11 protein-coding genes and 1 pseudogene are annotated in these 12,714 nt (G+C 59.0%); 6 read left to right on the forward strand and 6 right to left on the reverse strand.

The features are described from left to right. Positions 1-8 precede the first annotated feature (8 nt). The 3 genes and pseudogenes from AC54XV_RS14785 to AC54XV_RS14795 form a co-directional block, all read right to left on the reverse strand. Positions 9-1,013, reverse strand: a complete 1,005-nt coding sequence (locus tag AC54XV_RS14785; protein ID WP_011268054.1) for a sugar ABC transporter substrate-binding protein — start codon at positions 1,011-1,013, stop codon at positions 9-11. A 244-nt stretch (positions 1,014-1,257) separates the two neighbouring features. Next, positions 1,258-2,427 (reverse strand): methyl-accepting chemotaxis protein, encoded by a 1,170-nt coding sequence (locus AC54XV_RS14790; protein ID WP_371134856.1) that lies wholly within the window; start codon positions 2,425-2,427, stop codon positions 1,258-1,260. Further along, positions 2,407-2,931 (reverse strand): annotated as a pseudogene (locus AC54XV_RS14795) (MCP four helix bundle domain-containing protein); the annotation flags it as partial. The pseudogene AC54XV_RS14795 and the gene AC54XV_RS14790, both read right to left, overlap by 21 nt. A 164-nt stretch (positions 2,932-3,095) precedes the next feature. Here AC54XV_RS14795 and AC54XV_RS14800 point away from each other — a divergent pair. After that, the gene (locus AC54XV_RS14800; RefSeq protein ID WP_024643202.1) at positions 3,096-3,527 is read left to right on the forward strand and encodes a VirK family protein; all 432 of its coding nucleotides are present in this window, start codon (positions 3,096-3,098) and stop codon (positions 3,525-3,527) included. A 434-nt stretch (positions 3,528-3,961) separates the two neighbouring features. Here AC54XV_RS14800 and AC54XV_RS14805 read toward each other — a convergent pair whose 3' ends face one another. Then, positions 3,962-4,414, reverse strand: a complete 453-nt coding sequence (locus AC54XV_RS14805) for a DUF3237 family protein (protein WP_058398273.1) — start codon at positions 4,412-4,414, stop codon at positions 3,962-3,964. 401 nt (positions 4,415-4,815) lie between these two features. Here AC54XV_RS14805 and AC54XV_RS14810 point away from each other — a divergent pair, with 401 nt between their 5' ends. Then, positions 4,816-5,583 carry a C1 family peptidase gene (locus AC54XV_RS14810; protein WP_024643203.1) on the forward strand — a complete coding sequence of 256 codons (768 nt, stop codon included), beginning with the start codon at positions 4,816-4,818 and terminating at the stop codon, positions 5,581-5,583. Positions 5,584-5,588: 5 nt separating this feature from the next. Here AC54XV_RS14810 and AC54XV_RS14815 read toward each other — a convergent pair whose 3' ends face one another. Continuing rightward, complete coding sequence (locus AC54XV_RS14815) at positions 5,589-6,788, reverse strand: XylR family transcriptional regulator (RefSeq protein ID WP_496716984.1); 1,200 nt, start codon at positions 6,786-6,788, stop codon at positions 5,589-5,591. A 169-nt stretch (positions 6,789-6,957) separates the two neighbouring features. On the opposite strand from AC54XV_RS14815, the gene xylA reads away from it, so the two are divergent. The 4 genes from xylA (at position 6,958) to AC54XV_RS14835 (ending at position 12,223) form a co-directional block, all read left to right on the forward strand. Beyond that, a complete protein-coding gene (xylA, locus tag AC54XV_RS14820) occupies positions 6,958-8,274 on the forward strand; it encodes a xylose isomerase (protein ID WP_003400879.1) in 1,317 nt (438 codons plus the stop codon). 133 nt (positions 8,275-8,407) lie between these two features. Further along, positions 8,408-9,427: a D-xylose ABC transporter substrate-binding protein gene (xylF, locus tag AC54XV_RS14825; RefSeq protein ID WP_058398272.1), complete on the forward strand. Its 1,020-nt coding sequence runs from the start codon at positions 8,408-8,410 to the stop codon at positions 9,425-9,427. Between the two features lie 102 nt (positions 9,428-9,529). Beyond that, on the forward strand, positions 9,530-11,086 hold the full coding sequence (gene xylG, locus AC54XV_RS14830) for a D-xylose ABC transporter ATP-binding protein (RefSeq protein ID WP_058398271.1): 1,557 nt from the start codon (positions 9,530-9,532) through the stop codon (positions 11,084-11,086). Continuing rightward, entirely contained in the window at positions 11,087-12,223 is a 1,137-nt protein-coding gene (locus tag AC54XV_RS14835; RefSeq protein WP_024643206.1) for a sugar ABC transporter permease, read from the forward strand. Positions 12,224-12,256: 33 nt separating this feature from the next. Here the strand turns inward: AC54XV_RS14835 and AC54XV_RS14840 are convergent, their stop codons facing one another. Next, positions 12,257-12,691, reverse strand: a complete 435-nt coding sequence (locus tag AC54XV_RS14840; protein ID WP_024638593.1) for a RidA family protein — start codon at positions 12,689-12,691, stop codon at positions 12,257-12,259. Between the last annotated feature and the right edge of the window lie 23 nt (positions 12,692-12,714).

Below are 12,714 nucleotides of genomic sequence, written 5' to 3' on the forward strand. Positions count from 1 at the left end.
CTCCCGCGTCAGTTATCGCCTCTGAGCTTTTGCACGTCCGGCAGATTGGCGGCCGTGGTCAGCAAGGTGGGCACTTGGGTCTCCTTCGGCAGATCGTGCTGTCCGGCCAGGTAACGGGCGACGTTCTGCACCGCAGTCTTGCCGATCAATGCAGGCTGCTGGGCAACCACGGCGCCCACCGGCGAATCTTCGCGGCGCATCAGCTCGAGCACTTCCGGCGTGCCGTCGACGCCGTAGGTCTTGATTTCGGTTCTGCCGGCGTCGATCAGCGCCTTGCTGGCGCCCAGTTGCGGGATGTCCCACGCAGCCCAGATCGCCGAAACACTGCCTTTGGGGTACTTGTTGAGCAACGCCGAGACTTGCGAGTAGGCGTCCTGAACCGTGTTGGGAATGACATCGCGCAACTCCGGCTCGATGATTTTCAGCTGCGGATGATCCTTGAGCGCCAACTTGAGCTGGTCATAACGAATGGCACAGACCGGTACGCCATAAAAGCCATTGAACACCAGCACGTTACCCTGGCCACCTGCGTCCTTGATCAGTTGCCCGGCCAGCGCCTTGCCGGTGGCAACGTTGTCGGAGGTTGTGTTGTTGAGGCTGTATTGCGATGGCGCATCAATGGTGAACAGCGGAATCCCCGCCTTGCTGATGCGCTTGAGCCAGGGGTCGATAACGCTGAGAGTGCCAAGGGTCTGGATCACTGCATCGGGCTTTTGCGTGACCACGGTCTGCAATTGATTGACCAGGTTCTTGTCGTTACGACCGGCATCGAGCGTGATGGGCGTGCCGCCCAGGCGCTTGACCTCATCCACCTGCGCCTGGAAGGCCTTGATATCGAAGTAGTGACTGGTGCCGGTCATGCTGATCGCAATGCGTTTGCCCGCCAGCGAAGGCACGTCGCTGTCCTCGGCATACGCGGTTGCGACGAGGCTGGTGGCCAACAGGCTCAGCACCAGGGTGCGCCCTATTGCATGCAGGCGTTTGGTCTTGGGGGTCGGGACGGCATCAGGCATTCGGGTGGCTCCGCTGGCTCAGGAAAACAATCCTGATCGGCAGTGCACAGGTCATGCCCAAAGCCTTGTGCGCCGCCTGGCGATGGCGTGAAGCCCTGCGCCAGGCGCTTTCAAGCTGTTGCGCCAGATGGCGTTTGCGCGGAGTGGCCTGGCTTTGCCGGCGTCAGCGCCAAACACATTGTCGATTCGCTGTTGCACGGACAACAGCGAATCGATGCGGGAACAGGCCTGCTATAGGCGCGTGTTATCCGAGCTTGAATTGCCCCAGGGTGATCGTCAGGTCACTCGCCAGCTCGGCCAGCGACTGGCTGGCGCTGCCGGTCTGGCTGGTGCGCACCGCCGATTGTGCCGACAAGTCACGGATGCGCACCAGGTTGCGGTCCACTTCCCGCGCAACCAGTGCCTGCTCCTCGGAGGCGCTGGCGATCACCGTATTGCGCTCATCGATAACCATCACCGAGCTGGCGATGCTGGCCAGCACGGCATTGGCCGACTCGGCCTGTTGTTTGGTGCGTTGCGCCTGTTCGGTACTGACTTCAAGCGCAAGCAGGGTACTTTTGGTGCCCTGCTGGATGTGCCCGACCATGGTTTCGATCTCGCGCGTCGATTCGCTGGTGCGGTGGGCCAGCGCGCGCACCTCGTCGGCGACCACGGCAAAACCCCGTCCGGCATCGCCCGCGCGTGCCGCTTCAATGGCAGCGTTGAGCGCCAGCAGGTTGGTTTGCTCGGACACCGCGCGAATGACATCCAGCACCTTGGTGATATCCAGCGTGCGGGTTGCCAGCGCCTGCGCCTCGACCGACGCCGTGCCCACATTTCGGGTCAGCTCAAGGATCGATTTGACGGTTTGATTGAGCTCTTCCTGACCTTCGCGGGCCGACACCGAAGAGGCTCTGGATTCCACCGAAGTGGTCACCGCATTACGCGCGACTTCATCGACCGCCTGACTCATCTCGGTGACCGCGGTGGCGGCCATTTCTATTTCGCTGTTCTGCACCACCAGATCGGCGTTGCTGTTGACCATCAAGGCGCTCATTTCTTCCGTGGCCGACGCCAACTGGTGAGCGGCATCGCCCACCTGACTCAGGGTCTGGCTCAGATTGCCGCGCATGCGCTCCATCGATTGCAGCAACAGGGCCGCTTCATCAGTGCCCTCACGGTTGATTGCGCTGGGACGCAGGTCGCCCGCGGCAATGGTTTCCGAGCTGTGCAGCGCCTGACTGATCGGCACTGCCAGACTTTTGGTCAGACGCCAGGCAAGCAATACCGTCAGCAACACCGTCAGAAACATGACCCCCTGAGTGACGATCAGGGCGTTTTCATACACCGACGTCGCTGCTGCGCTGGATTCGGCTTCGGAGTCATCATTGATCTTTTCCAGCTTGCCAAGCGCCGTTTCCATACCTTCCGCCATGGCCTTCATCTCGCCCCAGACCAGCGCCCTTCCGGCCTCCGCCTGATTCTCGTTGATCAGCGTATAGACCTTCTCGGCACGCTCGATGTAGCCCTGATAAGTACTCTTCAGCCCCTCGACGAGCGCGCGCTCGTCATCCTCGGTGATCAGCGGGTCGTAGGCCTCTACGGCCTTTTGGAACCCGGCCTTCCTGTCAAGGAACTCGGTATGAGCCAGAGTCACCTGCGCCATATCATGAGCGGCAAGCATTTTGGCCACCGTCGTGCGGGTTTTCTCGACCGCCAGGGCAATATCGTCACCCAGCGCAATCCCGGGAAGCGCATCGTTTTCTATTTCAAGCGATTGCTCACGAATACCGTGCAATTGCTGAATGCTGAAAATACCAAGCCCGAACACCAGCACCACCATCAACGCAAAGCAGGCGGAGGTCCGCGCGGCTATTTTCAGCTGTCTCAGCATCTTCAATCCCCTTCCCGTGACCGGTGAATAAATTAACTCCGTCATGTCTATCGGCAGAACAGGGCAAAGGATGAAGATGCTCTGAACAGAGAGGTGCCACTGCTATCGTGGGCCCACCTGAATCGAAGCTTATGGTAGGTTTCGCGACGCTCGATAATCGCGAGATGGACGGGTCTTTTCCCCCTTCAGACTGACTTCCTGGAGCTGCCATGAAACATTCCTACGCCGCTGCACTGCTTGCTCTTTCAATGCCAGGCCTCGCTCACGCAGGCGACGCGCTACCCACCTACTCTGCCATTACCCAGGCATTGAATACCGGAAAATCGGTCGCCGTGGTGATCGACCTGGGACAATGCAAATCCTCGATCGCCGGTGCCGAGCCGTCCAAAACCAAAGGCGGCAAACGCATCGATGCCTACCGCATCACCCCCGACGGCACCCTGGCGTTTTCGGACACTCATTTCAGCCTCGACCGCGATAACAAGCCCATCGAGCAATTCATTCGCTATCAGGTACGCTCGAACGGCACAGCCACATTCAGCATGACCACGCTGAATGTTCCTGGCTATCAACAAGTGGGTACGCCGGTGAGTTATGAGTGTGCGATCAGCAAAGGACTGAGCTTTTTTGTCAGCCAGTAAGGTTCACGCCTTAACCGAATAAACCAGATAGATATTCGGCGTGAGCGACAGACCCTCCTCACGCCTTTAACAGTAACGCTCGAGCTGCTTGTCGGGAGACAACATTTCGAGCACTTCAAACCCCTGTGAACTGGCGACTTCGACAAAATGATCGGGATGTAATGAACATGCTTCAACGGCCCCGGATGAAGCCTTTTCACGATGCTTTGCTTGTGCTGCCGAGTACCCTGAGCAACCAGCTCCCACACCCTCAGGCCTGACAAGCCCCCCCCTCTTCCGGGTGCAAACGAATCAAGCCCTGCTTCTATACATCAATAGAAAAAATAATTTAAATTTCGTTGCGCCGGGCCCGACAGGTGTCGACGACAAGGGTTGCGCCTCGATAGACAAAGCCAACACTTGCTTTCACATCTGCCCGCTTCTGTGAAGGCTCTTTATATCTCGTTAACCTGAAAAATACTGACACGCATGCTGTCATCCCCGGCGTGTATATTTACTCTGCCGACGTACAGGTTTCTCTGCAGGTCATCATGCGTACCGGCAGCAACGCTGAACTGCTTGCTGCACGTGCACCGACAGCGCGATTCGTCCAATGGTGCGCGGTCCGCTTCATCGAAGGCCACGAGCCCCTCTCCAACGACATCTATCTTTATTCCATCGTCAGTCAGCAAGGTGTAGTACAGGCTGAATCGTGCAAGGCTGTCATCCTGGGGCACGAGAAAAAGACTGCCTCCCGGAAGAACCTGCCCCTGCAATCCATCGCCGTTAAATTCTCCTCCCAGTATCTCACCGCTGCTGCGCTGGCCCCGCTGCGGGTTGCAAAGCGCTTGCGGCTTATCGATACGCAGGCGAGCAGTCAGTACTTCATGCAGTTGCATCGTCTCCATCCCCTACCCCCTTATCTTGCATGCGACGAGTGACGTTTCGCCCATAACTGTACCAAGGAGTATGTTTTAGCCCGTGCACCGCACGCTGTCAATTTAAATGTACCCATTGGTACGCTTATCAGGTGCAGGACAGGTTCCGCCCAAGCGGTATCGTTTCGCCACTTCCGATAAAAACCCTGGTCCGTGCCATGCGCAAAAAGAGGTGTAAGTGCATTGCATAAGGCCATGTAATGAACTGATTAAAATGGTTTTTACTCAACTAACACCCCTGGCCAACCAAGCCTGCCTGGCCAACTCATAGCACACTAGGTACTAAATGAATTTTAATCCAACGCCTATCAAAAACCTGCTTACATGAGCGATATCAATTTTCCTGACCGTGCCTTACAAGGAGAAACGGAATGACCTATACCGTCAAACAGTATGGATGGATTCGCGATCTGCCTGATCATCGCGATCATCTGTATGCCGCCCCGCCCACCGCACTGGCGGCGCTTCCACACATGGTTGACCTGCGCCCCCATTGCCCGCCTGTATACGATCAGGGCCAACTGGGCAGTTGCACCGCAAACGGTATTGCCGGAGCGATTCAGTTTGATCGCATGAAGCAAAAGCTGACGCCAGCATTCGAACCCTCGCGGTTGTTTATCTATTACAACGAACGGGTTATTGAACATACCGTCGATTCGGACAGCGGCGCGATGATCCGGCACGGCATTAAAAGTGTTGCGAAGCAAGGTGATTGCCCTGAAGAAGAGTGGCCTTATGATATTGAAAAGTTCGCTGTCAAACCTCCGGCAGCCTGCTACAAGGATGCAAGAAAGTACAAGGCGGTGTCTTATCAGAAAGTTGCGCAAAACCTCAACCAGATGAAAGGCTGCCTGGCGGCAGGTTATCCGTTTGTCATTGGTTTTTCCGTCTACGAGAGCTTTGAAAGCAAGAAAGTTGCCAAGACCGGGCATGCCCCAATGCCGGGTCCTCACGAAAAAATGCTGGGAGGGCACTGCGTATTGGCAGTGGGCTACAACGATGCCCATCAGCATTTCATCTTGCGCAACTCATGGGGCGCTGGCTGGGGCATGGAAGGCTACTTCACCCTGCCCTACAGTTATCTGCTGGATGAAAATCTGTCTACCGACTTCTGGACGATCAGGGTCGTGGCTGCCTGACCTTGTCAGGCACTTGAGCATTGCACGGCCGCATTGGCACTCTGCTGGTACTCTCGCGGCGTGCAGCCGAACTCGCGACGAAACACGGTGTGCAGGTATTGCGCAGACCGAAAACCACAATCACGGGCGATTTCGGCAATGGCCAGCCCGGTGTTTTCCAGTCCGTTCGCAGCGGCGGCCAGTTTGAAACGCAGGATCTCGTCATGCACGCTACAGCCCCTTACGCGGCGAAAGTGTGACTCCAGTGACGAGCGCGAAACGCCCACGTAGGCGGCGACCTGTGCAGTCTTGATGCCTTGGCACGCGTACTGCCGGATAAACAGCAGCGCTTGCATGACATAGGGGTCACCCAAAGGCTGATGCAGACTCGAAGCCTGCACGTTGACAGTATCCGGCGGTATCAGAATGTGGGTACCCGAGGACGGCATGCCGTGCAGCATCTGGTGCAGCAGACGTGCGGCTGTGCGACCCATGGTGTCGGTGCCCTGAACGACCGAACTCAGTGGCACGCGAGTGAGGGTTCTGGTCAACGGATCATTGTCGATGCCGATCAGTGCCACCTGTTCGGGGACGGCAATTCCGGCGGTCAGGCAGGCCTGCAATAGCTGACGAGCGCGGGCGTCGGTCACGGCGATGATGCCGATCGGTTTGGGCAGGCTTTGCAGCCAGGCGATCTGCTGTTCTACCGCGCTGTCCCAGAGCGGCGCGCTGGTGCCCAGGCCACGATAGACCTCGGCGTGCAGGCCGTCGCGCTGCAGCAGGCGGCGAAAGGCCTGCTCGCGCTCCTGGGCCCAGCGATTGGCTTGCGCTTCAGGCAGGCTGAAGCAGGCAAAGCGCGTCAGCCCGGCCTCGATCAGGTGCTCGTAAGCCGCCTTGATCAAGGCGTGATTGTCAGTCGCCACATAAGGAATACCCTTCGGGTAGGCGCGCTCGTCCTGATAGGACCCACCCACCGCTACCACCGGCAGTTTGATCCCGGCCAGTGCCTCGCCGATCAGCGGGTCATCGAAATCGGCAATGATCCCGTCGCCCTGCCAGCGCTCGATGCCTTTCAGGCGACAGAGGAAATCCTCCTCCAGGAACAGGTCCCAGGACACCCGGGTGCTGCTGAGGTAGTTGCCGATACCGCTGATGATGCCGCGGTCATAAATCTTGCTGCCGTTGAACAACAGCGCGATACGGTGAACGGGAGGTACGGTTTTCATTGTTTTTATGCCGATTCGATAAGCACGACGCCGTTGGCCACAGACTAGGCCGCTGACCGGCGAATCTCAACACTCAAAATCGCACTGTGCGTTGACGATTTTCATAATCAGCGCACGCGGGGCCGTTGCTAGTATCCAGACACCGCCAAGAACAATAAGGAAAACGCTCATGCCGTACTTCCCCGACGTCGACAGGGTTCGCTACGAAGGCCCTGACAGCGACTCGCCTCTCGCCTTTCGCCACTATGACGCCGACAAGCTGGTCCTCGGCAAACCCATGCGCGAGCACTTGCGCATGGCGGCCTGCTACTGGCACACCTTCGTATGGCCGGGCGCCGACATGTTCGGTGTCGGCACCTTCAAGCGCCCCTGGCAAGGGTCCGGTGACCCGATGGAACTGGCCATCGGCAAGGCCGAAGCAGCGTTCGAGTTCTTCTCCAAGCTCGGCATCGACTACTACAGCTTCCACGACACCGATGTGGCACCGGAAGGCGCCTCACTGAAGGAGTATCGCCACAACTTCGCGCACATGGTCGATCACCTGGAACGCCATCAGCAACAGAGCGGCATAAAACTGCTGTGGGGCACGGCCAACTGCTTCAGCAACCCGCGCTTCGCCGCAGGCGCTGCGAGCAACCCGGACCCGGAAGTCTTTGCCTACGCCGCGACCCAGGTGTTCAGCGCGATGAATGCCACCCAGCGCCTCAAAGGGTCCAACTACGTGTTGTGGGGCGGTCGTGAAGGCTACGAAACCCTGCTCAATACGGACCTCAAGCGTGAGCGCGAACAACTCGGTCGCTTCATGCGCATGGTCGTTGAACACAAGCACAAGATCGGTTTCAAGGGTGACTTGCTGATCGAGCCCAAGCCACAGGAGCCGACCAAGCATCAGTACGATTACGACAGCGCCACGGTGTTCGGTTTTCTGCAGCAATACGGCCTGGAAAACGAGATCAAGGTCAATATCGAGGCCAACCACGCCACGCTGGCCGGGCACAGCTTCCACCACGAAATCGCCACGGCGGTCTCGCTGGGGATCTTCGGCAGCATCGACGCCAACCGTGGCGACCCACAGAATGGCTGGGACACGGACCAGTTCCCCAACAGCGTTGAGGAGATGACCCTCGCCACCTATGAGATCCTCAAGGCTGGCGGCTTCACCAATGGCGGTTTCAATTTCGACTCGAAAGTGCGTCGCCAGAGCCTCGACGATATCGATCTGTTCCACGGCCACGTCGCCGCGATGGACGTCCTCGCCCTGGCGCTGGAGCGTGCCGCCGCCATGCTGCAGAACGATAAACTCCAGCACTTCAAGGATCAGCGCTACGCCGGCTGGCAGCAGCCTTTCGGGCAATCGGTACTGGCAGGCGAATTCAGCCTTGCGTCGCTCGCCGAACACGCCTTCGCCAACGAACTGAACCCGCAGGCTGTCAGTGGTCGCCAGGAACTGCTCGAAGGCGTGGTCAACCGCTTTATCTACGCCTGACAGGCTTGGCTGGACGTCGCCGTGACATTCAGGCGACAAATCTTCATACGCGACGTCCGGCAACGCTCTACAGTTCTATCGGTATCACCCACAGTCAAGCAGTGTCTCAAACAACAATAAAAGGACGCACCCTATGAACACCCTCAAACGTACGCTGCTCGCCAGCGCGCTGGCCTTGCTGTCCCTGCCGGTGATGGCTGACTCTGCGCAACCGAAAATCACGCAACCGAAAATAGGTTTTTCCATTGATGACCTGCGTCTGGAACGCTGGTCACGCGACCGTGATTACTTCGTTGCGGCGGCGGAAAAGCTCGACGCCAAGGTCTTCGTGCAATCAGCGGATGCCAATGAACAGAAACAGATATCGCAGATAGAAAACCTTATCTCTCGCGGCGTCGATGTGATCGTCATCGTGCCGTTCAACGCCACCGTGCTGACCAACGCCGTTGCCGAAGCCAAGAAGGCCGGGATCAAGGTGGTGTCGTATGACCGGCTGATCCTCAATGCCGATATCGATGCGTACATTTCCTTCGATAACGAAAAAGTCGGCGAGATGCAGGCCAACGGCGTGCTGAAAGCAGCGCCCAAGGGCAATTACTTCCTGCTGGGTGGCGCGCCCACCGACAACAACGCCAAGATTCTGCGCGAAGGCCAGATGAAGGCGCTGCAACCGGCTATCGACAGAGGTGATATCAAGATCGTCGGCCAGCAGTGGGTAAAGGAGTGGAACCCTACCGAAGCCCTGAGCATTGTTGAAAACGCCCTGACGCGTAATAACAACAAGATCGATGGCATCGTCGCCTCCAACGACGCCACTGCCGGCGGCGCGATTCAGGCCCTCGCCGCACAGAAACTGGCCGGCAAAGTCCCTATCTCGGGTCAGGACGCGGACCTCGCGGCGGTCAAGCGGGTCATCGATGGCACGCAGACCATGACTGTCTACAAGCCGCTGAAACTGATTGCCACGGAAGCCGCCAAGCTATCTGTGCAACTGGTGCGCAACGATGAGAAGCCGAAGTTTGACTCGCAGTCGGACAATGGCATGAAGAAGGTCGACACCATGCTGCTGACCCCGACCTTGCTGACCAAGGACAACATCGACCTGCTGGAGAAAGACGGGTTCTATACCAAGGCGCAGATTGACGGGCAATGAGCCTCGATCGTTGATACGTCGCTGAAAGCCAGAGCACGACCCTGCGGTTAGGCAGGGCCGCCGCTCAGGCCAAGCCATCACACCTTCGTAGAGCCCTGCGCCATGTCTGACTACCTGTTGCAAATGAACGGCATCGTCAAATCCTTTGGCGGTGTAAAAGCGCTCAACGGCATCGATATCACAGTGAAGCCCGGCGAGTGCGTGGGCCTGTGCGGCGAGAACGGCGCGGGCAAATCCACCTTGATGAAAGTCCTGTCGGCGGTCTATCCCTACGGCACCTGGGAGGGCGAAATCCTGTGGGACGGCCAACCGCTCAAGGCACAGTCGATCAGTGAAACTGAAGCGGCCGGGATCGTCATCATCCATCAGGAGCTGACGCTGGTCCCGGACCTGTCGGTGGCCGAAAACATTTTTATGGGCCACGAGCTGACGCTCCCCGGCGGGCGCATGAATTACCCGGCCATGATGCACCGCGCCGAGTCGCTGATGCGTGAACTCAAAGTGCCTGACATGAACGTGGCGCTGCCGGTTTCGCAGTATGGCGGCGGCTACCAGCAACTGGTGGAAATCGCCAAGGCGCTGAACAAGAAGGCGCGCCTGTTGATTCTCGACGAGCCCTCCTCGGCCCTGACCCGCTCCGAAATCGAGGTGTTGCTGGACATCATTCACGACCTGAAGGCCAAGGGGGTCGCGTGCGTGTACATCTCGCACAAACTCGATGAGGTGGCCGCCGTGTGCGACACCGTTTCCGTCATCCGCGACGGCAAACATATCGCCACCACTGCAATGGCGGACATGGACATTCCGAAGATCATCACCCAGATGGTCGGACGCGAAATGAGCAACCTCTACCCCACCGAGCCGCATGATGTCGGCGAGGTGATTTTCGAAGCGCGGCATATCACCTGCTACGACGTCGATAACCCCAGGCGCAAGCGCGTCGACGACGTGTCGTTCGTCCTCAGCCGAGGGGAAATCCTCGGCATCGCCGGGCTGGTGGGCGCGGGCCGTACCGAACTGGTGTCAGCCCTGTTCGGCGCCTATCCCGGTCGGTACAGCGGTGAAGTGTGGCTGAATGGCCAGGCGATCGACACGCGCACGCCGCTCAAATCGATCCGCGCCGGCCTGTGCATGGTCCCTGAAGACCGCAAGCGCCAGGGCATCATTCCGGACCTGGGCGTCGGCCAGAACATCACCCTCGCGGTCCTCGACAGCTACTCGAACATGACCCGCATCGACGCTGAAGCCGAACTGGGCAGTATCGACCGGGAAATCTCGCGCATGCACCTCAAGACCGCCAGCCCGTTTTTACCGATCACCAGCCTGTCCGGCGGCAATCAGCAGAAAGCCGTGCTGGCGAAGATGCTGCTCACCCGGCCACGCGTTCTGATTCTCGACGAGCCCACCCGCGGCGTCGATGTCGGTGCCAAGTACGAGATCTACAAGCTGATGGGCGCGCTGGCAGCCGAGGGCGTGTCGATCATCATGGTGTCTTCGGAGCTGGCCGAAGTGCTGGGCGTGTCCGACCGTGTGCTGGTGATTGGCGACGGCCAGTTGCGCGGCGACTTCATCAACCATGACCTGACTCAGGAGCAGGTCCTCGCCGCTGCACTCAGCCACTCCGATGCCCCTCACAATAATGCCCGGAAGACCGCGTAGATGAACCAGGTCAAACAGTTCTTCACCCGCTACAAAATGCTCGCGCTGGTGATTGCCATCGCCGTTATCTGGCTGTTCTTCAGCTGGCAGACCGAGGGCGGCTTCCTCACCCCGCGCAACTTGTCCAACCTGCTGCGCCAGATGTCCATTACCGGGATTCTGGCCTGCGGCATGGTGCTGGTGATCATCAGCGGCGAGATTGACCTGTCGGTAGGCTCATTGCTTGGCCTGCTCGGTGGCCTGGCGGCGATTCTGGATGTCGTTTACCACGTCCCGCTACTGGCAAACCTGAGTGTGGTGGCCCTGTGCGGCCTGATGATCGGCCTCGCCAATGGCTACATGACTGCCTACCTGCGGATCCCCTCGTTCATCGTCGGGCTGGGTGGCATGCTGGCGTTTCGTGGCGTTCTGCTGGGGATCACCGGCGGCACGACCATCGCCCCGGTGTCGCCGTCGCTGGTCTATATCGGCCAGGGCTACCTGCCGCACGCGGTAGGCACCGGACTCGGGATTCTGCTGCTGGCGCTGACGCTGTTCCTGACCTGGAAACAGCGGCGCAACAGAGCGCTGCACGGGCTGGCGGCACATTCGCTGATTCGTGATGGGTTGCGTGTGGTGTTGATCGGCACTGTGCTGGGCGGCTTTGTCTATGTGCTCAACAGCTACGACGGAATCCCTGTTCCAGTGTTGCTGTTGCTGGTCCTGCTCGGCGTATTCAGCTACGTCACCAGCCAGACGGTATTCGGACGCCGCGTCTACGCCGTCGGCAGCAACATGGAGGCCACGCGCCTGTCCGGCATCAACGTACAGGCCGTGAAGCTATGGATCTTCGGCATCATGGGCGTGATGTGCGCGTTCGCCGGGCTGGTCAATACAGCACGCCTGGCCGCCGGCTCACCCTCGGCAGGCAACATGGGCGAACTCGACGCCATCGCCGCATGCTTCATCGGCGGCACATCGATGCGTGGTGGTTCAGGCACTGTCTACGGCGCCCTGCTCGGCGCACTGGTGATTACCAGTCTCGACAACGGCATGTCGATGCTCGACGTCGACAGTTACTGGCAGATGATCGTCAAGGGCGGCATTCTGGTATTGGCGGTGTGGGTGGACGTGAGTACCCGCGCCGGGCGGCGCTGATCGCTGCCCGACACGCAAGCTGACAGCGCGCGATCAAGCCGGTCTGGCCGCTATCGCTTCGACCTCGATCAACGCGCCGGGCAATGGCAGCGCCACCACCTGCAACGCCGTGCGCGCGGGTTTGAGAGGTTGTTCCGGCGTGCCGAAAAATTGCGTGTAACCGGCCTGCAGCCCGGCAAAATCCAGCTTGCCGGCGGTTTCCTCGGCACCGACCAGAAATACCCGCAACTGTACGATATCGCCCAGATCGAGGTCCTGTTGCTGAAGGATTCTGCGCAGTTTGTTGAATACCGAAACGGTCTGTACTTCGGTGTTGCCATAGGCTGCCGGCGTACCCGCCGGAGCCTTCGGGTCGGCGAGGTCAGGCAAGGTGCCGCTGACGAATACCAGGCTGGTCGAGGCTGGCACTGTCACGGTTTGCGAGATCGGAAAATCGCCGACGCTGGTGCGTTGAATGCTGTCGCTCATGGTGTCTCTCCTTCAATGGATAT

It is taken from the genome of Pseudomonas fragariae (ex Marin et al. 2024), from assembly GCF_059621105.1.